This window comes from Acinetobacter chinensis, from assembly GCF_002165375.2.
Classification (GTDB): Bacteria; Pseudomonadota; Gammaproteobacteria; order Pseudomonadales; family Moraxellaceae; genus Acinetobacter; species Acinetobacter chinensis.
In genome coordinates this window covers 19,008-39,524 of record NZ_CP032133.1, presented here as the reverse complement: position 1 = coordinate 39,524, position 20,517 = coordinate 19,008, and the positions used below count along the sequence as shown (strand labels likewise).

General features: G+C 37.4%; 21 protein-coding genes and 3 pseudogenes. 14 read left to right on the top strand and 10 right to left on the bottom strand.

Going from position 1 to position 20,517, the window contains the following annotated elements:
• The first annotated feature begins 40 nt into the window (after positions 1-40).
• Positions 41-1,555 (top strand): multidrug efflux MFS transporter AadT, encoded by a 1,515-nt coding sequence (gene aadT, locus CDG60_RS00625; protein ID WP_032073148.1) that lies wholly within the window; start codon positions 41-43, stop codon positions 1,553-1,555.
• 103 nt (positions 1,556-1,658) lie between these two features.
• Here aadT and adeS read toward each other — a convergent pair whose 3' ends face one another.
• Together adeS and adeR are read right to left on the bottom strand one after the other, a co-directional pair.
• On the bottom strand, positions 1,659-2,765 hold the full coding sequence (gene adeS / locus CDG60_RS00620; protein ID WP_032073131.1) for a two-component sensor histidine kinase AdeS: 1,107 nt from the start codon (positions 2,763-2,765) through the stop codon (positions 1,659-1,661).
• Positions 2,755-3,483 carry an efflux system response regulator transcription factor AdeR gene (adeR, locus tag CDG60_RS00615; RefSeq protein WP_032073130.1) on the bottom strand — a complete coding sequence of 243 codons (729 nt, stop codon included), beginning with the start codon at positions 3,481-3,483 and terminating at the stop codon, positions 2,755-2,757. The genes adeS and adeR overlap by 11 nt, the downstream gene beginning before the upstream one ends.
• Positions 3,484-3,779: 296 nt before the next feature.
• On the opposite strand from adeR, the gene CDG60_RS00605 reads away from it, so the two are divergent.
• Entirely contained in the window at positions 3,780-5,105 is a 1,326-nt protein-coding gene (locus tag CDG60_RS00605) for an ISNCY family transposase (RefSeq protein ID WP_079393426.1), read from the top strand.
• Between the two features lie 240 nt (positions 5,106-5,345).
• Positions 5,346-6,478, top strand: a protein-coding gene (locus CDG60_RS00600; protein WP_223155595.1) for an IS3-like element ISAba14 family transposase whose coding sequence is annotated in 2 segments (ribosomal slippage) — positions 5,346-5,598 and positions 5,598-6,478 — 1,134 coding nt in all. Because the reading frame shifts where the segments join, the coding sequence is not laid out codon by codon here.
• Positions 6,479-6,537: 59 nt separating this feature from the next.
• On the opposite strand, the pseudogene CDG60_RS00595 reads toward CDG60_RS00600, so the two are convergent.
• A pseudogene (locus CDG60_RS00595) lies at positions 6,538-6,894 on the bottom strand (IS1-like element ISAba3 family transposase); the annotation flags it as partial.
• An 80-nt stretch (positions 6,895-6,974) separates the two neighbouring features.
• On the opposite strand from CDG60_RS00595, the gene CDG60_RS00590 reads away from it, so the two are divergent.
• The 3 genes and pseudogenes from CDG60_RS00590 (at position 6,975) to CDG60_RS00580 (ending at position 9,258) form a co-directional block, all read left to right on the top strand.
• Complete coding sequence (locus CDG60_RS00590; protein WP_002002480.1) at positions 6,975-7,817, top strand: carbapenem-hydrolyzing class D beta-lactamase OXA-58; 843 nt, start codon at positions 6,975-6,977, stop codon at positions 7,815-7,817.
• Between the two features lie 90 nt (positions 7,818-7,907).
• A pseudogene (locus tag CDG60_RS00585) lies at positions 7,908-8,614 on the top strand (IS1 family transposase).
• 173 nt (positions 8,615-8,787) lie between these two features.
• Positions 8,788-9,258, top strand: coding sequence for an AraC family ligand binding domain-containing protein (locus tag CDG60_RS00580; protein ID WP_020753607.1), 471 nt, complete (start codon positions 8,788-8,790; stop codon positions 9,256-9,258).
• A gap of 28 nt (positions 9,259-9,286) precedes the next feature.
• Here the strand turns inward: CDG60_RS00580 and CDG60_RS00575 are convergent.
• Positions 9,287-10,362, bottom strand: a protein-coding gene (locus CDG60_RS00575) for an IS3-like element ISAba20 family transposase (RefSeq protein WP_087514472.1) whose coding sequence is annotated in 2 segments (ribosomal slippage) — positions 9,287-10,110 and positions 10,110-10,362 — 1,077 coding nt in all. Because the reading frame shifts where the segments join, the coding sequence is not laid out codon by codon here.
• A gap of 113 nt (positions 10,363-10,475) precedes the next feature.
• On the opposite strand from CDG60_RS00575, the gene CDG60_RS00570 reads away from it, so the two are divergent.
• From CDG60_RS00570 to CDG60_RS00560, 3 genes are all read left to right on the top strand, one after another.
• Positions 10,476-11,608 (top strand): IS3-like element ISAba14 family transposase gene (locus CDG60_RS00570; protein ID WP_223155595.1). Its coding sequence is split into 2 segments (ribosomal slippage): positions 10,476-10,728 and positions 10,728-11,608, totalling 1,134 coding nucleotides; the frame shifts between segments, so codons are not numbered across the junction.
• A 243-nt stretch (positions 11,609-11,851) separates the two neighbouring features.
• Positions 11,852-12,103: a helix-turn-helix domain-containing protein gene (locus CDG60_RS00565; RefSeq protein ID WP_227501981.1), complete on the top strand. Its 252-nt coding sequence runs from the start codon at positions 11,852-11,854 to the stop codon at positions 12,101-12,103.
• Positions 12,104-12,152: 49 nt separating this feature from the next.
• Positions 12,153-12,452, top strand: a complete 300-nt coding sequence (locus tag CDG60_RS00560) for a LysE family translocator (protein WP_020753609.1) — start codon at positions 12,153-12,155, stop codon at positions 12,450-12,452.
• A 105-nt stretch (positions 12,453-12,557) separates the two neighbouring features.
• Here the strand turns inward: CDG60_RS00560 and CDG60_RS00555 are convergent, their stop codons facing one another.
• The 3 genes from CDG60_RS00555 to CDG60_RS00545 form a co-directional block, all read right to left on the bottom strand.
• A complete protein-coding gene (locus tag CDG60_RS00555) occupies positions 12,558-13,583 on the bottom strand; it encodes an IS30-like element ISAba125 family transposase (RefSeq protein ID WP_119023814.1) in 1,026 nt (341 codons plus the stop codon).
• Between the two features lie 79 nt (positions 13,584-13,662).
• The gene (locus CDG60_RS00550; RefSeq protein ID WP_000422636.1) at positions 13,663-14,442 is read right to left on the bottom strand and encodes an aminoglycoside O-phosphotransferase APH(3')-VIa; all 780 of its coding nucleotides are present in this window, start codon (positions 14,440-14,442) and stop codon (positions 13,663-13,665) included.
• A gap of 100 nt (positions 14,443-14,542) precedes the next feature.
• Entirely contained in the window at positions 14,543-15,568 is a 1,026-nt protein-coding gene (locus CDG60_RS00545) for an IS30-like element ISAba125 family transposase (RefSeq protein ID WP_010326927.1), read from the bottom strand.
• Between the two features lie 489 nt (positions 15,569-16,057).
• On the opposite strand from CDG60_RS00545, the gene CDG60_RS00535 reads away from it, so the two are divergent.
• The gene (locus CDG60_RS00535; RefSeq protein WP_038350243.1) at positions 16,058-16,369 is read left to right on the top strand and encodes a BrnT family toxin; all 312 of its coding nucleotides are present in this window, start codon (positions 16,058-16,060) and stop codon (positions 16,367-16,369) included.
• Complete coding sequence (locus CDG60_RS00530) at positions 16,332-16,646, top strand: BrnA antitoxin family protein (RefSeq protein ID WP_038350244.1); 315 nt, start codon at positions 16,332-16,334, stop codon at positions 16,644-16,646. Before CDG60_RS00535 ends, CDG60_RS00530 begins: the two co-directional genes overlap by 38 nt.
• A 76-nt stretch (positions 16,647-16,722) precedes the next feature.
• Here CDG60_RS00530 and CDG60_RS00525 read toward each other — a convergent pair whose 3' ends face one another.
• From CDG60_RS00525 to CDG60_RS00510, 3 genes are all read right to left on the bottom strand, one after another.
• The gene (locus CDG60_RS00525; RefSeq protein WP_079393426.1) at positions 16,723-18,048 is read right to left on the bottom strand and encodes an ISNCY family transposase; all 1,326 of its coding nucleotides are present in this window, start codon (positions 18,046-18,048) and stop codon (positions 16,723-16,725) included.
• A 155-nt stretch (positions 18,049-18,203) separates the two neighbouring features.
• On the bottom strand, positions 18,204-18,494 hold the full coding sequence (locus CDG60_RS00515) for an addiction module antidote protein (protein ID WP_004969304.1): 291 nt from the start codon (positions 18,492-18,494) through the stop codon (positions 18,204-18,206).
• Between the two features lies 1 nt (position 18,495).
• Entirely contained in the window at positions 18,496-18,792 is a 297-nt protein-coding gene (locus CDG60_RS00510) for a type II toxin-antitoxin system RelE/ParE family toxin (RefSeq protein WP_005175534.1), read from the bottom strand.
• Between the two features lie 182 nt (positions 18,793-18,974).
• Between CDG60_RS00510 and CDG60_RS00505 the strand changes: the two genes are divergently transcribed.
• The 3 genes and pseudogenes from CDG60_RS00505 (at position 18,975) to CDG60_RS00495 (ending at position 20,469) form a co-directional block, all read left to right on the top strand.
• Positions 18,975-19,244, top strand: a complete 270-nt coding sequence (locus tag CDG60_RS00505; protein WP_039048204.1) for a hypothetical protein — start codon at positions 18,975-18,977, stop codon at positions 19,242-19,244.
• 263 nt (positions 19,245-19,507) lie between these two features.
• Positions 19,508-19,717: pseudogene (locus CDG60_RS00500) on the top strand (recombinase family protein); the annotation flags it as partial.
• A 47-nt stretch (positions 19,718-19,764) separates the two neighbouring features.
• Positions 19,765-20,469 (top strand): IS6-like element IS1008 family transposase, encoded by a 705-nt coding sequence (locus CDG60_RS00495; protein ID WP_020753605.1) that lies wholly within the window; start codon positions 19,765-19,767, stop codon positions 20,467-20,469.
• The last annotated feature ends 48 nt before the right edge of the window (positions 20,470-20,517 follow it).

Genomic DNA, 20,517 nt, shown 5'->3' with positions numbered 1-20,517 from the left:
TTCAGAATTGATTTAATAAACCATCAATATAGGTTTAATCATGAAAGCTACCAATCTTGATCCGAAACGCTGGTGGATATTGCTCGCTGTCGTGCTTGCATTTCTGCCGATTGTGATTGATATGACTGTACTGCATGTTGCGGTTCCCTCATTAACCCAATCGCTGAGTGCCACAAGTAACCAAGTCTTATGGATTATTGATATTTATCCATTACTTATGGCTGGACTTTTAGTTCCGATGGGAACTTTGGCTGATCGTGTCGGCAATCGTAAGATTCTGCTGATTGGCTTGGTTATATTTGGAATTGCCTCAGTCCTTGCGGCATTTTCCCAAACGGCTTCTATGCTGATTGCCGCACGTGCTTTATTAGCATTAGGCGGTGCCATGATTATGCCCTGTGTATTGGGTATTATTCGCAGAACCTTCGAAGACAGTCGCGAACGTGCCATTGCGCTGGGTATTTGGGGCACAATCGGATCAGCCGGTGCCGCCATTGGACCGCTCATTGGTGGGGGATTGTTAGAATATTTCTGGTGGGGTTCAGTTTTCCTGATTAACGTCCCAATCATGCTGGTTGTCGCACCAATGTGCTATTTCTTATTGTCCCGAAAAGAAGCTATAACCCCTGGACATTGGGCATTTGGTCAAGCGCTATTGCTGATTGTCGGTTTGATTTCGTTTGTATATGCACTAAAAGCAGGCTTAGGCGGTAAACAGTCGTTGTTGATTGTCTTGCCTTTGGTCGTTTTATCTATCGGCTTATTAACCATATTTGTACGCAAACAGCTGAATTCTCCTCAGCCGATGCTAGATCTTTCGCTATTTTCACGTCCTGCTATTTTAGCCGGCATTATTATGGCAATGGTTGCTGCAGGCGCTTTGGCAGGGGTTGAGTTAACTTTGGCAATGGAGCTGCAATATGTCATTCGTTTAACACCGCTGCAAGCCGGTCTTTTTATGGTTCCGATTATGGTTGCGGCCGCTATTGGCGGGCCTATTGCTGGTTTTTTATCCAATAAATTTGGACTCCGTCTGGTTGCGACCATGTCATTAATATTGGCAGCAATTGCGTTGGTCAGTTTGAGTTATTCAGATTTTCATCATCCGGGAATCATCGTTCCCTTTATTTTAGCTTCGATTGGATTAACACTGAGTATTGGTTTAACAGCTTCATCCATTGCGATCATGGGCTCAGTACCTGCAGAAAAGGGCGGTGCGGCAGGTTCACTTGAAAGTACAGGTTATGAACTGGGTACAGGACTAGGTATTACTTTATTTGGTGTTTTCATGGCCTATATATTTGGCAGTCATCTTCAAGTGCCGTCAGATTTAACTGCTGTTTTAGCAGAAAAAGCCAGACTTTCGATTGGTGATACCTATTTAGTGGCGAGCCAGTTACCCGTTGAACAAGGTACAGCATTGATTAACGCAGGTAAAATTGCCTTCAGTTCAGCTCATGTTAATTTATTATTAACAGCAGGGATTATCATCGGGATACTCTCCATTGTGGTATTTTTTATGCTAGCTAAATATCGAGATGAGAATTCATTGTGATGAAATTTATTTGAGGATCATCAAACAGAATGGTTAAGTTCAGACATCAATTTATCTTAAATTTATGGTTTAAATTAAGCCGTATTAATCTGAACTTAACACATTATAAATGAGTTGATGTCTTACGATTTAGTTGAATAGTAAAACAGCTGCCACCTAAGTTTTTGGATTTAGAATAATAAATATGACCTTGGTGTGCTTCAATAATTGCATCAATCACTGCCAAGCCTAATCCAGTACCGCCATCTAGACATGATCTAGAGTCTTCCAGTCGATAGAAGGGTTTGAACAGGTGTTTAAGATGCGATTCATCAATACCAGGACCTTCATCTTCAAACGTCAATACCCAATGTTCTGCTGTGGTTACAGATGTAATATTTATTTTTCCAGCATTCGAATATCTTAGAAAGTTAGAGAACAATGCAATAAAGACCTGTTCCATCCTTCTTATATCAACGCAAACCAATTTATCCGTCAAATTTAAAACAATAGTTAAACCTTTAACATGAAACCGTTCATTAAACATCTGCAGACATTTTTCAATACTATTTTTTAAATTGGTCTTTTCTAGTTCTAATCGTAATTGTTTATTTTCAATAAGTGTCAGTGTCCGTAAATCTTCCACAAGGTAAGATAAGCCTTCGACTTGGTTCAATAAGCTTAGGTGTAAAGCTTTATCGGCAATAAATATACCATCGACAATACCTTGCAAGCGACCTTGTAATATTGTCACAGGTGTTCGTAATTCATGTGCAATTGCAGCATTCCAAACAGTTGAATTCTTAACTGATACTTCAAGTTGGTTTGCCATTTCATTGAAGTTCTCAATAAGAGACTTGATTTCATGTGGAATATCATGATGTGGCTGTTTAATTCTGAGTGCTAAATTGCCTTGTTGAATTTGTTGAATAACATCTGCTAAATCACTAATTGGCTGTGTATAGCGTTTTCCATATTTAAAGGCGAGGATAGTAGAAAGAAAAAAGCCTGTTAATAGCACTAAAAACAGCCAGATAAAGTCAACGGAGGTAACTGAAAATTCATTTGAATTAATAACTTGTGTATTTAGAAAACCTATTTTTATCGCCCAGCTATAAACAAAATAGCCAATCATGAAAGATAACAGCGTAATGCCTAAATTGAATAGGCTCATCATGATAATAAACTGGAAGTTAATTCCAACAGAATTTTTAAAAAAGTTAAATTTCATGATTTTGATCTAAGCGATACCCCACGCCACGGACATTGATTAATAAGCCATTTACATCATTTTCTTCAAGTTTTTTGCGTAATTTGCTGATATGGCTATCTACAGTGCGATCTAAAGCATCACTTTCAGGCATACAGTTTTGGATCAATTCATTACGTGTAAAGACTTTATTCGGTGTTTTTGCCATCAAAAACAGTATCTTATACTCAGTTAACGTAAGGTTGAGCAACTGATTTCTTTGACCATTTGAAATGTAAACTTGATGATGATCTGGATTAATTTCAATATTTCTATAACGAATAATATTAGTTATTTCCATATTTTGGCTTGTACTTCGTCTAAGTACGGCTTGTATTCGTGCAATCACTTCGTTTGGGTTAAATGGCTTAATAATAAAGTCATCAGCACCCATTTTTAGCCCCATGATCTTATTCACTTGATCATCTAAGGCAGTCAGCATAATGACAGGTAAATGACTTGTTTGACGGATGATTTGTAGAATTTCCCAGCCATTTAGTTTGGGTAATTTAATATCAAGGAGAATCAGGTCGATAGAGTTGGCTTTTAGGCACTCTAAAGCTTGTTGTCCATCCAATGCACGGATGACCTGCATGTTTTCATTTTTTATGTATTTTTCAAGAATGTCACCAATATCATAATCATCTTCTACAACGAGAATGACGCTGTTTTCGAAGCTGTGCTGTAGATTTGGATACATATATTTTATCTTAGATGAAGTAGCTATGCATTTTAACATTTAATTGTGTAATGGAGATGATTAGACGAGCAGTCATTTATATTTGTAATTGAGGGGTGACATATAATAAAATTCGTTGCATATCAGTATTAATGAACAAAATGTCAATTATCATTCATTTAACATAATGGCTGTTATACGAAACGAGAGTGTAAGCCCCAAGTAGAAATGTCCGGTTTCTCCAAAGTAAAAATGTCCGCTTTTAGAATATGCACTTTTGCAATTTTCTTAGCGGACGGTTTGATATGTTGGTGTCTATGTCGGATAAAGAACTTAAACGATTGTCGGTCTTGCAAGAAATCTGTGATCAACGCATAACCCAGTCCCAAGCTGCTCAGCTACTTCATATTTCAGAACGTCAGATCAGACGTTTATTGCAAAAATACAAAGCTCAAGGCCCAGCTGCATTAGCACATGCTGCACGTGGCCAAATCAGCAATTCCAGGCTTCCTGAAGAGCTCAGACTCAAGTGCCTCAATATTGTTTCGGATCAACTGCATGGTTTCGGACCCACTTTAGCGCATGAAAAGCTCACCACTGTTCATGGATTCGATATTTCAGTGGAAACACTGCGTTCCTGGATGATTGCAGCCGATCTGTGGATTCCTCGCGCCAAGCGCCTGAAACGCCCGTATCAGCCTCGTTATAACCGAGATTGTTATGGTGAACTGATTCAAATCGATGGCTCACACCATGACTGGTTTGAAGGACGCGCTGCTAAGTGCTGTCTGCTGGTATTTATCGATGATGCCACAGGAAAATTACAGCATTTACGTTTCTGTGAGTCGGAATCAGCATTTGACTATATGATTTCAACACGTTTGTATGTTGAGCAGCATGGTAAGCCGTTGGCGTTTTACAGTGATAAACATTCAGTCTTCAGGGTGAATCAAAGCAGCAAGAAAGACACCAAGATTACCCAGTTTGGACGCGTACTCAGTACCCTCAATATCGATATCATCTTCGCCAATTCACCACAAGCCAAAGGCCGTGTAGAACGGGCGAATAGAACGCTTCAGGACCGTCTGATTAAAGAAATGCGCCTGGAAGGCATCTATTCGATTGAGCAAGCGAATGCCTGGCTGCCCTGCTTTATCGAGCAATTTAATCGTAAATTTGCCAATATGGCCTTTAATCCCAAGGATCTACACCGGACTGTCACTGAAACAGCCGAAGAATTAGATGATGTTTTTACCTGGCGTGAACCCCGCAGAGTCACGAACAGCCTGACGATTACTTATGATAAATGCGTATATTTACTGGAAAATACCGAAGAAAATAAAAGGTTGATCGGCAAGTATCTTGAGTTTCTGGAATACCCGGATGGCACGGTAGCCATTGAACATCAAGGAAGAAAAATCAATTACAGCATCTTCGATAAATTAAGTCAGCTCAACCAGCGAGAGGTTGTTGAGAATAAACGTTTAGGTGCTGTTCTCAATCATATTCAACAACAGCACGAAGAATTAGAACAGCAAAACAAACGCAATCGTTCTCAAAAGATGCCGAGCAGACGTGCACAGAAAACAGTAATCAAAGAACGAAATCTGAATCCTGTGCTTGACTTGGAAGTGTCTGTATAGGACATTTCTATTTGGTTATTAGGTAGGACATTTCTACTTAGGAATAACAGAGAGTGTTAGAACCCATTTAAAGTGTCTATATTCTCACCAATAAAAATGTCCGGTTTCTCCGAGGTAAAATATGACTTTTGAACAAAAATAAGCCATTGTTTAGAGATGGATCCGTAAATTTGAACAACTCCTATAAGTGATATTCTGCTCCTCAAATGATGTTATAAACATCAATATATGGAGTATTTTATGGCACGTAGACCAAGAAGAAATCATTCAAATGATTTTAAAGCTAAGGTAGCACTTGCTGCGATTAAAGCAGAAAAAACACTTGCTGAATTGAGTGCTGAGTTTGATGTTCATCAAAACCAAATTATTGACTGGAAAAATCAATTGATCTCAGCTTCCTCGCAAGCTTTCGATCAATCAAAAGCTCCAACAGAACCACCCATCGATCTAAAAAAACTACATGCAAAAATCGGTGAGCAGGCATTAGAAATTGATTTTTTAGAAGGTGTGTTGAAGAAACTGGGCCGCTTCAACCACAAAAGTTAATCGACGACTCACTTCAGATTTCAGTATCTAAGCAAGCTAAGCTGCTGAAAGTCTCCCGTGGTTGTTATTACTATCGCCCAAAACCTGTGAGTGCATCAGATCTGAAGCTGATGCGATGTATTGATGAATTACATATGCAATATCCTTTTGCAGGCAGTCGTATGATGCGTGATTTGTTGAATCGTCAAGGACATCATATAGGACGACGTCATACACGTACTTTAATGAAGAAAATGGGTATTCAGGCGTTATATTGCAAACCAAATTTAAGCCAGGCTAATCAAGCTCACCGTAAATATCCATATCTGCTCAAAGGGTTGGCTATTCAGCGCAGTAATCAAGTGTGGTCTACGGATATAACGTATATCCCTATGGCAAAAGGCTTTGTTTATTTATGTGCTGTGATTGATTGGCATAGCCGCAAGGTACTTGCGCATAGGGTATCGATTAGTATGGAGGTGGATTTTTGTATTTCGGCTTTAAATGAAGCGATTGAAAAATATGGTCGACCTGAAATATTTAATACAGACCAAGGCAGCCAGTTTACCAGTGATGCATTTATTGATGTATTGAAATCAAATGGCATTCAAATCAGTATGGATGGTAAAGGTCGATGGGTAGATAATGTGATGGTTGAACGATTATGGCGGAGCGTTAAATATGAAGAGGTGTATCTCAAAGCTTATAGCAGTGTCACAGATGCGAAAAAGCAATTAAGTGCATATTTTGAGTTTTATAATTTGAAACGACCTCATTCGAGTCTAGACAAAATGACACCAAATGAGTTTTACTATGATCAGCTACCCCAACAAAACAAGGTGGCTTAACTAGAGCGGAATATCACTTATAAATACGCTTTTAGTTGTTCAAACAAGTGGGACCACCTCTGTTTATTCTTTTTATTTCCAACAAAATTCCAGAACTCATCTACTTCGAGAGATTCATAATGACTTTGCTGAGGCTGAATTTCATAGGTTGATTCAGTTAAAGTACGTAAAACTTTACCGATACTGATGCGCTCAACTTCAGCAATATCTCGTATACCGCTGCCTCTGACCATCAACTGTAATATTTTACGAGTAATACCTGACTTACATCCTAGATAGCTCAGTGCATGATCACCAATAAACTGACGTTTACAGTCTTTGCACTGATAGTTTTGTTTCCCATCTACTTTGATACCATTTTTCTTTATACTATCACTGAGGCAGGTTGGACATTTGATTGCTAGAGTTATTTGCATTTCTCTATTTTATCAAAATCCAATCGGCTTTTTCTTCAGCATACTTTTTGAAACACTACCAAATTTTAAAGTTGTATATCATGAAATTATTAAAAATATTGAGTTTAGTTTGCTTAAGCATAAGTATTGGGGCTTGTGCTGAGCATAGTATGAGTCGAGCAAAAACAAGTACAATTCCACAAGTGAATAACTCAATCATCGATCAGAATGTTCAAGCGCTTTTTAATGAAATCTCAGCTGATGCTGTGTTTGTCACATATGATGGTCAAAATATTAAAAAATATGGCACGCATTTAGACCGAGCAAAAACAGCTTATATTCCTGCATCTACATTTAAAATTGCCAATGCACTAATTGGTTTAGAAAATCATAAAGCAACATCTACAGAAATATTTAAGTGGGATGGAAAGCCACGTTTTTTTAAAGCATGGGACAAAGATTTTACTTTGGGCGAAGCCATGCAAGCATCTACAGTGCCTGTATATCAAGAATTGGCACGTCGTATTGGTCCAAGCTTAATGCAAAGTGAATTGCAACGTATTGGTTATGGCAATATGCAAATAGGCACGGAAGTTGATCAATTTTGGTTGAAAGGGCCTTTGACAATTACACCTATACAAGAAGTAAAGTTTGTGTATGATTTAGCCCAAGGGCAATTGCCTTTTAAACCTGAAGTTCAGCAACAAGTGAAAGAGATGTTGTATGTAGAGCGCAGAGGGGAGAATCGTCTATATGCTAAAAGTGGCTGGGGAATGGCTGTAGACCCGCAAGTGGGTTGGTATGTGGGTTTTGTTGAAAAGGCAGATGGGCAAGTGGTGGCATTTGCTTTAAATATGCAAATGAAAGCTGGTGATGATATTGCTCTACGTAAACAATTGTCTTTAGATGTGCTAGATAAGTTGGGTGTTTTTCATTATTTATAAGAATTAGAAGTTTGAGGTTAATCTATTTTTGGTAGTGTTTCAAAAAGTATGCTGAAGAAAAAGCCGATTGGATTTTGATAAAATAGAGAAATGCAAATAACTCTAGCAATCAAATGTCCAACCTGCCTCAGTGATAGTATAAAGAAAAATGGTATCAAAGTAGATGGGAAACAAAACTATCAGTGCAAAGACTGTAAACGTCAGTTTATTGGTGATCATGCACTGAGCTATCTAGGATGTAAGTCAGGTATTACTCGTAAAATATTACAGTTGATGGTCAGAGGCAGCGGTATACGAGATATTGCTGAAGTTGAGCGCATCAGTATCGGTAAAGTTTTACGTACTTTAACTGAATCAACCTATGAAATTCAGCCTCAGCAAAGTCATTATGAATCTCTCGAAGTAGATGAGTTCTGGAATTTTGTTGGAAATAAAAAGAATAAACAATGGCTTATTTACGCCTATCATCGAGAAACAGGTGAAATTGTTGCTTATGTTTGGGGTAAACGAGATTTAGCTACAGTCTAACAATTGAAGACAAAGCTTAAACAATTAGATATTCACTACACCCGAATTGCAAGTGATCATTGGGACAGTTTCATCACTGCTTTTAAAAATGGTAAGCAAAGTATTGGTAAATTTTTTACTGTAGGTATTGAAGGCAATAATTGCAAAATAAGGCATAGAATTAGGCGTAGCTTCAGAAGAAGCTGTAATTTTTCAAAAAAGCTTGAAAACCATTTTAAAGCTTTTGATTTAGCCTTCTTTTCTTTTACATCAATAATGGCTTCATTTAAAGGCAGCATACTTTTTGAAGCACCACCAAAATTTTATGTTAAGTAGAGACTAAAAATGCCCTTGATTAAGGGCTTACAAGGGCATTTTGTATAAGGTGTATTATGTTAATTTTAGAATTTCTTCATTAGATAATTTTTGATAAGCTAAATCCATTAGGACTAATTAAGTAAATATGAGCAATTGGGTCAATGTCACACAGGATAAGTCTACAGGTATAGAACTAATTCATGCCCACTTCAAAGGCTTTGCATACGATCCTCATCTACACTCAAGTTATCTTATAGGGGTAACAGAGTTAGGACATCAACAATTCAATTGTAGAAAAAAAATTATTGATAGCTATCAAGGTCAAACTTTCATGCTTGAACCTGAAGAAGTTCATGATGGTAATGCACCAGATCCTCTCGGCTTCACTTATAAAATGATGCATTTAGATCCAGCATGGTTAAAAAAAAGCTATGAAGGAATATTTAATGAGCCTATCGAACTTGCTATCGAATCAACCCTACGTTCTGATCCTCAACTTTCACATTTGATACTTTCAACCTACAATATATTGAATAACAATGAATCTCAATTGATGAAAGATACGTATTTAGATCTTTTATTAGAAAACTTAGGTAATACCCCCATTTTTAATTGAATTAATGGGTAGAAAATCTAAAGCCTTGTTATTGTTTAAAAATAGGTGGACAACCATTTACTGACATATGAGGTCGTTCATGATTATAAAAGTACTGCCAGTCAGTTGTATAGTCCTGCACCTCGCTCAGATCTCGAAATAAATATTGATTTAGACACTCATAACGTACTGTACGATTAAATCGCTCAACATATGCATTTTGCTGTGGATTGCCTGGTTGAGTAAATACATGCTCAATACCATGCTGATCACACCACTTTTCCATCAGCTCACTTATATACTCTGGGCCGTTGTCGGTTCTAATGCGTTTAGGTTTGCCTCGCCATTCAATGAGCTGATCAAGTCCTCTCAGTACACGTTCTGCTGGCAATGAAAAGTCAATCAATATATCCAATGACTCGCGATTATAGTCATCAATCACGTTGTGAACTCGATAACTACGTCCATCACTGAGTTGATCATGCATAAAGTCCATTGACCATGATTCATTCTTAGCTGTCGGTACTGCAAGGGTTTCTGGCTGTTCTCGTTTAATCCGCTTATTAGGCTTGATTCTTAAATTAAGCTCAAGCTCCTTATAAATGCGATAGACACGTTTGTGGTTCCATTTGTATTTTTTAACATTACGCAAATACAGGAAACAAAGCTTGAAGCCCCATGTTTTATGATCATTGGTTAATTGAATCAACCATTCGGCAATCTGTTGATTCTCTTCATCTAAACGAGCTTTATAGCGATAACACGTTTGACTGACTTTAAAAATTAAGCAGGCCATGCTGATTGAAATCTTAAATTGCTCAGTAGCTTGCTGAGCAAGTGACTTTCGCTGAACAGGCCTTAAAACTTTTTTAAAAGTGCATCTTGCAAGATGTCTGACTTTAGCCGCTCATCAGCATACATGCGTTTTAAACGGGCATTTTCAGCCTCAAGTTCTTTAAGCCGCGTCATCATTGAAAGATCCATGCCGCCATATTTGGACTTCCACTTGTAGAATGTAGCAGAGCTCATACCATGTTCGCGGCACAAGTTCGGTATGGGTGTTCCTGCTTCAGCTTGCTTCAAGATACTCATGATCAAGCTGTCTGAATACTTAGATGTTTTCATAGAAAATCTCCTTAAATCAAGGTTAAGAGATGGATCCGTAAATTTGAACAACTCCTATAAGTGATATTCTGCTCCTCAAATGATGTTATAAACATCAATATATGGAGTATTTTATGGCACGTAGACCAAGAAGAAATCATTCAAATGATTTTAAAGCTAAGGTAGCACTTGCTGCGATTAAAGCAGAAAAAACACTTGCTGAATTGAGTGCTGAGTTTGATGTTCATCAAAACCAAATTATTGACTGGAAAAATCAATTGATCTCAGCTTCCTCGCAAGCTTTCGATCAATCAAAAGCTCCAACAGAACCACCCATCGATCTAAAAAAACTACATGCAAAAATCGGTGAGCAGGCATTAGAAATTGATTTTTTAGAAGGTGTGTTGAAGAAACTGGGCCGCTTCAACCACAAAAGTTAATCGACGACTCACTTCAGATTTCAGTATCTAAGCAAGCTAAGCTGCTGAAAGTCTCCCGTGGTTGTTATTACTATCGCCCAAAACCTGTGAGTGCATCAGATCTGAAGCTGATGCGATGTATTGATGAATTACATATGCAATATCCTTTTGCAGGCAGTCGTATGATGCGTGATTTGTTGAATCGTCAAGGACATCATATAGGACGACGTCATACACGTACTTTAATGAAGAAAATGGGTATTCAGGCGTTATATTGCAAACCAAATTTAAGCCAGGCTAATCAAGCTCACCGTAAATATCCATATCTGCTCAAAGGGTTGGCTATTCAGCGCAGTAATCAAGTGTGGTCTACGGATATAACGTATATCCCTATGGCAAAAGGCTTTGTTTATTTATGTGCTGTGATTGATTGGCATAGCCGCAAGGTACTTGCGCATAGGGTATCGATTAGTATGGAGGTGGATTTTTGTATTTCGGCTTTAAATGAAGCGATTGAAAAATATGGTCGACCTGAAATATTTAATACAGACCAAGGCAGCCAGTTTACCAGTGATGCATTTATTGATGTATTGAAATCAAATGGCATTCAAATCAGTATGGATGGTAAAGGTCGATGGGTAGATAATGTGATGGTTGAACGATTATGGCGGAGCGTTAAATATGAAGAGGTGTATCTCAAAGCTTATAGCAGTGTCACAGATGCGAAAAAGCAATTAAGTGCATATTTTGAGTTTTATAATTTGAAACGACCTCATTCGAGTCTAGACAAAATGACACCAAATGAGTTTTACTATGATCAGCTACCCCAACAAAACAAGGTGGCTTAACTAGAGCGGAATATCACTTATAAATACGCTTTTAGTTGTTCAAACAAGTGGGACCACCTCTTTATTCGATTTTCTACTTTTAAACTCAATTATTTTTAGGGAGGATTACCCTTAGTAAATAAAAAAATTTTATATAAACGTGAAAAGTCTATCCAGACATTACCTAATATTGCATTAAAGCTAAAAGAAATTTTACATGAAAGTCTCTTTCATGATTTAGACTTACAAACACTCTCAACATTGGTGAAAACAGATCGTTTTTATATTAACCGTGTATTTAAAAAAAACTTTAACTGTTCTCCACATCAATATCTGATCCAACTCCGTTTAAATAAGGCAAAAGAATTGTTAAGAAAAGGATTATCAGCAACAACTGTTGCTTCATATCTTTGTTTTTCTGATCAAAGTCATCTAGGTCGATGGTTTAAACGTTGTTATGGCATAACATTGAATCAATATCAAAAAGCGTGCACAAATGTTCTAGATATATCTTGAAGATATTTATCAAACTAGCCAAATAGTTTATTAATTTTTGGATTTTATTTTGGAAACGATTTTAGCTTTTTGTGCCTTTTCTTTTGTTGCATCAATTACTCCTGGACCAACCAATTTCCTTATTCTTAGTACAAGTCATCAATTTAGTATTAAAAAAACATTAGGCTTAATCTTCGGTGGAAGTATTGGTGCTGCATCATTAGTCTTAATTACAGGACTTGGAATTGGTACAACACTCAATGAATACCCCAAGATTCAATTAATATTAAGTTTCACTGGCGGCATTTGGTTAAGCTATATTGGATGGAAAATTTTTAATTATAGACCTGATCTAGAATCTAAAATCTAAAATCCAAAATCAAAATAAGAAAAATGGTTTTTTTACAGGCTTCTTTTTACAGTTTATCAACCCTAAAAGCTGGTTGATGGCTATTGCTGTTATTACTGGGCGAATTCAAACATGAGGTGCGACAGTTTGAAAAGTCTTATGATAATCAACAAGCTGAGCAAATTTCTCTAATGGTGTAAGCCAATCTAACGCCTTTCTAGGACGAGTATTCAGTGACATGGCAACTTGATTTAAATAATGCTGATCTGCCTGATTTAAATCAATCCCTTTAGGTAAATATTGCCTAATTAAACCATTCATATTTTCGCATGTGCCTTTTTGCCAGGGTGAATGTGGGTCACAGAAATATACATCTATGCCTAAATCTTCTTCGAGTATTTTATGTTCTGACATCTCACGTCCACGGTCATAGGTCAACGTTTTACGCAGTTCTGCAGGTAAATATTTCAGAGCTTCAGTTAAAGCCTTGCGCACTGATTCTGCCTTTGCATCAGGTAATGTTGCCAAGATACAGAGCCGTGTATTTCGTTCAATAAGTGTTGCTATCGAACTTTTATTGTCTTTACCTTTAATTAAATCAGCTTCCCAATGACCCGGTATTTTTCTTTCTTGAACTTCGGCTGGGCGCTCATGAATAGTTTTAATATCCTGTAATATAGAATCTTTTTTAGGTTCACCGTTAGCTTTTCGCTTTTTATTTTCATGACGTAGACAGGATAATAAGTCTTTTTTCAACTCACCCTTTGGTAATGCTCGTATCGTTGAATAAATCGTTGTATGGCTTACATTCATTGTTTGATCCAAATCAGGAAATGTCTTTAAACGCTTTGCTATTTGCTGAGGAGACCATAAACAACGGATCGCTTCAACAATAAATTTCCAGAGGATTGAATCGATTTTGAGTTTTCTGTGACCACGTCTACGTCTAGCGAAGGTGTTATCAGAAGCATATTGAGCTTGATAAACGTCATTGATGCTATTTCTTTTAAGCTCACGATAGATCGTACTAGGATGTCTTTTAATAAGTTCAGCAAATTTTCTGGCTGAAAAGCCTTCTTTTCTTGACTCAAGCATTAATGCAGTACGATCTTCAAAGTTAAGATGATGGTATGACAATTTTATATACTCCATAAACCCTTTAAATTAATTAGGTGGTTTATGTCGCACTTCAAGTTTTACTCTGCCAAGTATTTTTAGATAATGCTTGGAATCAATTCAATTCATCAAGTTTTAAAAAATAATTCCTTTTGTCAGGTCTATCATTTTTTAAATGCTTTAAAAATATTTTCGCAGTTTCCTCCGATGCATCCTCTCTTAGGCAACGTTCAACAAAGGATATATCTACAAATTCATCTGCTAACCCAGCACGACCAAGATCTAAAAAATAAATTTCATTGAATTTATCTATAAAAATATTACTATCCGTGATATCGCCATGAGAAAAAACCAATCTTTCTTCAACACGAGTCTCGGTTAACTCATTCCATAGACTTAGGTAAGTTTTATGGTCTCCCCATAATTCAGTGTCAAAATCATCTTGATCTATATCGTCAAGGAGTTGGTTATCAATAAAAAATTTTGACTCTTTTAACCGATGATCAATGTTTGAAATAAATGGACAATCAATAATAGCAATTGAATTTAACAGATTGAGTGCCTCCTTATAGATAGCAAGCAATTCTTGGTCTGTTAAAAAAAGCGCTGAAATTGGTTTTGCATTGATCGCTTTAGTGATCATGAATTCAAACTGCTCATCCTGAAAAGTCATGATGAGTTCAGGCACCTTTAATTTCTCAGAGAGCCAACTCAACATTTTCGCTTCACGAGAGACACTGTATGTGGTCTCTGTATATAAAGTGCTAGATCGCTTAAGAAAAAAAGTTTCATTATTTCGATTAAAAGAATAAACATCCGATGGCGACTGACCAATTTTATTTGGCTCTAAAACGCTGTTTCCGATAAATTGTTGAATAATATTGGGCAATTCCATCAAGTTTTCCTTTTATTCAGCATTAAAAACCCCGCAAATGCGAGGCCTAGTAAATAGATGATCTTAATTTGGTTCACTGTAGCAAAAATATGGGGCGAATTCAAACATGAGGTGCGACAGTTTGAAAAGTCTTATGATAATCAACAAGCTGAGCAAATTTCTCTAATGGTGTAAGCCAATCTAACGCCTTTCTAGGACGAGTATTCAGTGACATGGCAACTTGATTTAAATAATGCTGATCTGCCTGATTTAAATCAATCCCTTTAGGTAAATATTGCCTAATTAAACCATTCATATTTTCGCATGTGCCTTTTTGCCAGGGTGAATGTGGGTCACAGAAATATACATCTATGCCTAAATCTTCTTCGAGTATTTTATGTTCTGCCATCTCACGTCCACGGTCATAGGTCAACGTTTTACGCAGTTCTGCAGGTAAATATTTCAGAGCTTCAGTTAAAGCCTTGCGCACTGATTCTGCCTTTGCATCAGGTAATGTTGCCAAGATACAGAGCCGTGTATTTCGTTCAATAAGTGTTGCTATCGAACTTTTATTGTCTTTACCTTTAATTAAATCAGCTTCCCAATGACCCGGTATTTTTCTTTCTTGAACTTCGGCTGGGCGCTCATGAATAGTTTTAATATCCTGTAATATAGAATCTTTTTTAGGTTCACCGTTAGCTTTTCGCTTTTTATTTTCATGACGCAGACAGGATAATAAGTCTTTTTTCAACTCACCCTTTGGTAATGCTCGTATCGTTGAATAAATCGTTGTATGGCTTACATTCATTGTTTGATCCAAATCAGGAAATGTCTTTAAACGTTTTGCTATTTGCTGAGGAGACCATAAACAACGGATCGCTTCAACAATAAATTTCCAGAGGATTGAATCGATTTTGAGTTTTCTGTGACCACGTCTACGTCTAGCAAAAGTGTTATCAGAAGCATATCGAGCTTGATAAACGTCATTGATGCTATTTCTTTTAAGCTCACGATAGATCGTACTAGGATGTCTTTTAATAAGTTCAGCAAATTTTCTGGCTGAAAAGCCTTCTTTTCTTGACTCAAGCATTAATGCAGTACGATCTTCAAAGTTAAGATGATGGTATGACAATTTTATATACTCCATAAACCCTTTAAATTAATTAGGTGGTTTATGTCGCACTTCAAGTTTTACTCTGCCCTGTTTATACAGCACAACTAGCTAACTACTATCAGTCACTCATTCTATTTTCATTCATCTTTATGCTGATTTCTCTACCTTGTTTATTTATTTGGGCTTATTTAGGAAAAATCACAAAAAAAATACTTTCTACAGCTCATCATATGGTGCTCTTTAATCGAGTATTAGGTACTGTTTTACTTATTTCAGTATGGTATCCAATATTGCATGCTATTTAACATAATGGTGGTTATACGCAATACACTTGTATATTAATATAAAAATCAATGACTTAAAATTTCACACTCAACCCTAAAATCCGTAAAAAGCCGACTTTGAAACAAGTCGGCTTTTTTATGTTCGATTCTGTAAGATTTTGCCAATAGAAAATGGAACAACTTTGCAAAATTTACAATTTTGTATTAACATTTTTATATTAACAAAAGCGATGCAACTATGGAAATTGAGTTTTCATGGGATGAGCATAAAGCAGAAACAAACCTCAAAAAACATGGTGTAGCTTTTGAAGATGCAACCTTGGTTTTTTATGATGCTCATGCCGTCTTCAAACAGGATCGCTTTGAAAATGGTGAATATCGTTGGCAAGCGATAGGTCTCGTACACGGGCAGACAGTTTTATTGGTGGCTCATACTGTACAAGATCATAATGGGATTGATCATATCCGTATTATTTCAGCACGACAGGCAGAGAAAAAAGAGAGGAAACAATATGAGCAAAACCGTTACCTACAAAATGGATTTGAATAATCCTCCTGTTTTGTCTGAAGAACAAAAGGCAAGACTGGAAGCGTTAGCTAAACGTCCAGACAGTGAAATCGATTTTTCAGATATTCCTGAACTTGATGACAGCTTCTGGAAAAATGCAGTGCAAAATCCATTTTACAAGCCGACTAAACAAGTAACTACGGTTCGCATCGATGCAGATGTCATGCAGTGGCTAAAAGCCCAAGGCAAAGGCTATCAAACACGAATGAATAAAATTTTACGGGATGCCATGCTTAAAGAATTAAAAAATCATCAATAAAAATGGGAGCTTAGGCTCCCATTTTTGTGTTATTCCTAAGTAGAAATGTCCTACCTAATAACCAAATAGAAATGTCCTATACAGACACTTCCAAGTCAAGCACAGGATTCAGATTTCGTTCTTTGATTACTGTTTTCTGTGCACGTCTGCTCGGCATCTTTTGAGAACGATTGCGTTTGTTTTGCTGTTCTAATTCTTCGTGCTGTTGTTGAATATGATTGAGAACAGCACCTAAACGTTTATTCTCAACAACCTCTCGCTGGTTGAGCTGACTTAATTTATCGAAGATGCTGTAATTGATTTTTCTTCCTTGATGTTCAATGGCTACCGTGCCATCCGGGTATTCCAGAAACTCAAGATACTTGCCGATCAACCTTTTATTTTCTTCGGTATTTTCCAGTAAATATACGCATTTATCATAAGTAATCGTCAGGCTGTTCGTGACTCTGCGGGGTTCACGCCAGGTAAAAACATCATCTAATTCTTCGGCTGTTTCAGTGACAGTCCGGTGTAGATCCTTGGGATTAAAGGCCATATTGGCAAATTTACGATTAAATTGCTCGATAAAGCAGGGCAGCCAGGCATTCGCTTGCTCAATCGAATAGATGCCTTCCAGGCGCATTTCTTTAATCAGACGGTCCTGAAGCGTTCTATTCGCCCGTTCTACACGGCCTTTGGCTTGTGGTGAATTGGCGAAGATGATATCGATATTGAGGGTACTGAGTACGCGTCCAAACTGGGTAATCTTGGTGTCTTTCTTGCTGCTTTGATTCACCCTGAAGACTGAATGTTTATCACTGTAAAACGCCAACGGCTTACCATGCTGCTCAACATACAAACGTGTTGAAATCATATAGTCAAATGCTGATTCCGACTCACAGAAACGTAAATGCTGTAATTTTCCTGTGGCATCATCGATAAATACCAGCAGACAGCACTTAGCAGCGCGTCCTTCAAACCAGTCATGGTGTGAGCCATCGATTTGAATCAGTTCACCATAACAATCTCGGTTATAACGAGGCTGATACGGGCGTTTCAGGCGCTTGGCGCGAGGAATCCACAGATCGGCTGCAATCATCCAGGAACGCAGTGTTTCCACTGAAATATCGAATCCATGAACAGTGGTGAGCTTTTCATGCGCTAAAGTGGGTCCGAAACCATGCAGTTGATCCGAAACAATATTGAGGCACTTGAGTCTGAGCTCTTCAGGAAGCCTGGAATTGCTGATTTGGCCACGTGCAGCATGTGCTAATGCAGCTGGGCCTTGAGCTTTGTATTTTTGCAATAAACGTCTGATCTGACGTTCTGAAATATGAAGTAGCTGAGCAGCTTGGGACTGGGTTATGCGTTGATCACAGATTTCTTGCAAGACCGACAATCGTTTAAGTTCTTTATCCGACATAGACACCAACATATCAAACCGTCCGCTAAGAAAATTGCAAAAGTGCATATTCTAAAAGCGGACATTTTTACTTTGGAGAAACCGGACATTTCTACTTGGGGCTTACATAAAAACGGGAGCCTTTAGCTCCCATTTTTACTATATTTTTTAAAGTCTTAGGCATGTTGTACTGTGAGTTTTAGGCCTAAAGCATTCACAACACGATTAATCGTATCAAAACGTGGTGCTGAATCCTGACGTAGGGCTTTGTAGAGTGCCTCACGTCCAATCCCTGCTTCTTTAGCGATTTGAGTCATGCCACGAGCTTTAGCAATAACGCCAAGTGCATGGGCTAATTCAGCTGGATCATTCTCTTCAAGAACCATATTGAGATACATCACAATGTCTTCTTCAGTTTTGAGCGACTCAGCCATATCAAAACTTGGTAAATCAGCGACTTTAACCATTTTAATCCTCCAATGTTTTCGATAATTTGACTGCACGATCGATATCTTGTTGTTGAGTCGATTTATCTCCTCCACCAAGCATTACAATCACTACGTCACCATGTTGGATGTAATACATTCTCCATCCAGCACCGAAGAACTCTCTCATTTCCCAAACGCCATCTTGAAGAGGCTTAATGTCTCCCCAATTTCCACGTTGAACCTTATCCAATCTACGATTCAGGCGAATACGGGTCATATTGTCTTTAATGCCATCCAACCATTCATCAAACTCTGGCAGACGTTTAATTTCAATCATGAGGATTCCTTGTTTTCTCACCATATTGTATTCGATCGAATACAATATGCAAGTAATCTATATGGACATCCATTAATTTCTTATAATCGCCATTATGTTAAGTGATTAAAAAAGCCTTGAAATAGTTGTAAATTAGTTGTAAAATAGTTGTATATTAATTTCACACCTATGGAGGTTTTTATATGTCAAGAATGTCAAAAACAAGCGCCAGCTATATTCGTATTGCGGATAAGATTATTTTTACCTATGCGGAACTAGTACCTGGCAATCATCATGAGTTCAACAAAAAAAATAAAGGCGTACCAGTTGCCGCTGTGCATTATGAAAAATTAGACGAGTATATAATTTTACGTGATGGTCAGGAACAACCGCTGTGCATTGATGACCCGAAAAAATTTATCAGATCAATTCGCCGATTAAATAAAGATTGTGAAATCATAAATAAGCTATGACCATATTTAATGGAATACCTAGAATGACACTTTTAACGATAGTTTAAGCGTTTACACAGTTTTATTTACAGTCTCTTAAGTTTTCCTAAAATTAACATAATACACGTTATACGAATCCCAAGGCATGGCTTTTAGTCATGCTTTTTTTATCAAAAGAGTATAGCTGAATGATAGCGAGCCAAATAATATAAAGCATCTATCATTAAACTTAATGCAATAATTAAATGATAGTATTATCATTTATCTAATCGAATTAAGGCTAAATGATAGAAATGAATACACGTATTTATCTACGAGCTTCAACTAAAGATCAAGATGCAGAAAGGGCTTTGCAGATTCTTCAGGATCTAAACCAAAATTTGAATTTGGGCGAAACCATTGTGTACGTGGAAAACTATAGTGGTACGAAGTTAGACCGACCTGAATTGAATAAGCTACTGTCAGAAGCAAATCAAGGGGCACTGTTGCAAATAGGCTGACATGATAAGCTAAATATCTTATTTATTTCGAGATACAGCAGATGAATCCCTTCCACGGTCGGCACTTTCAAGGTGAAATCATTCTTTGGGCTGTTCGTTGGTATTGTAAATATGGCATCAGCTATCGTGAACTTCAAGAAATGCTCGCTGAACGAGGCATAAATGTGGATCACAGTACAATTTATCGTTGGGTTCAGCGTTATGCTCCAGAAATGGAAAAACGGTTACGCTGGTATTGGCGTAATCCTACAGATTTACATTCATGGCATATGGATGAGACTTATATCAAAGTGAAGGGGCGATGGACTTACCTGTATCGTGCAGTTGATCAACAGGGTCATACGATTGACTTTTACCTTTCCGCTAGACGGAACAGTAAATCAGCCTATAGTTTTCTAGGAAAGATCTTCAATACGGTGAAAAAATGGCAAATTCCACGGGTCATCAATACAGATAAAGCAGCGACCTATGGCCATGCTTTATCACGATTAAAGCGAGAAGGAAAATGTCCAGTAGATATTGAGCACAGGCAGATTAAGTATAAAAATAATGTCATTGAATGTGATCATGGTAAGTTAAAGCGAATCATCAGGGCCACATTAGGATTCAAATCTATGAAGACTGCTTATGCCACAATTAAAGGTATTGAAGTCATGCGTGCACTACGTAAAGGACAAGCATCGTCATTTTATTATGGTCAGCCTCAGGGTGAAGTGTGTCTAATCAACAGGGTTTTCGGTCTCTAAGCACTTTTTAAAGGGAACATCATCGACTCAAATCACTATTTGCAACAG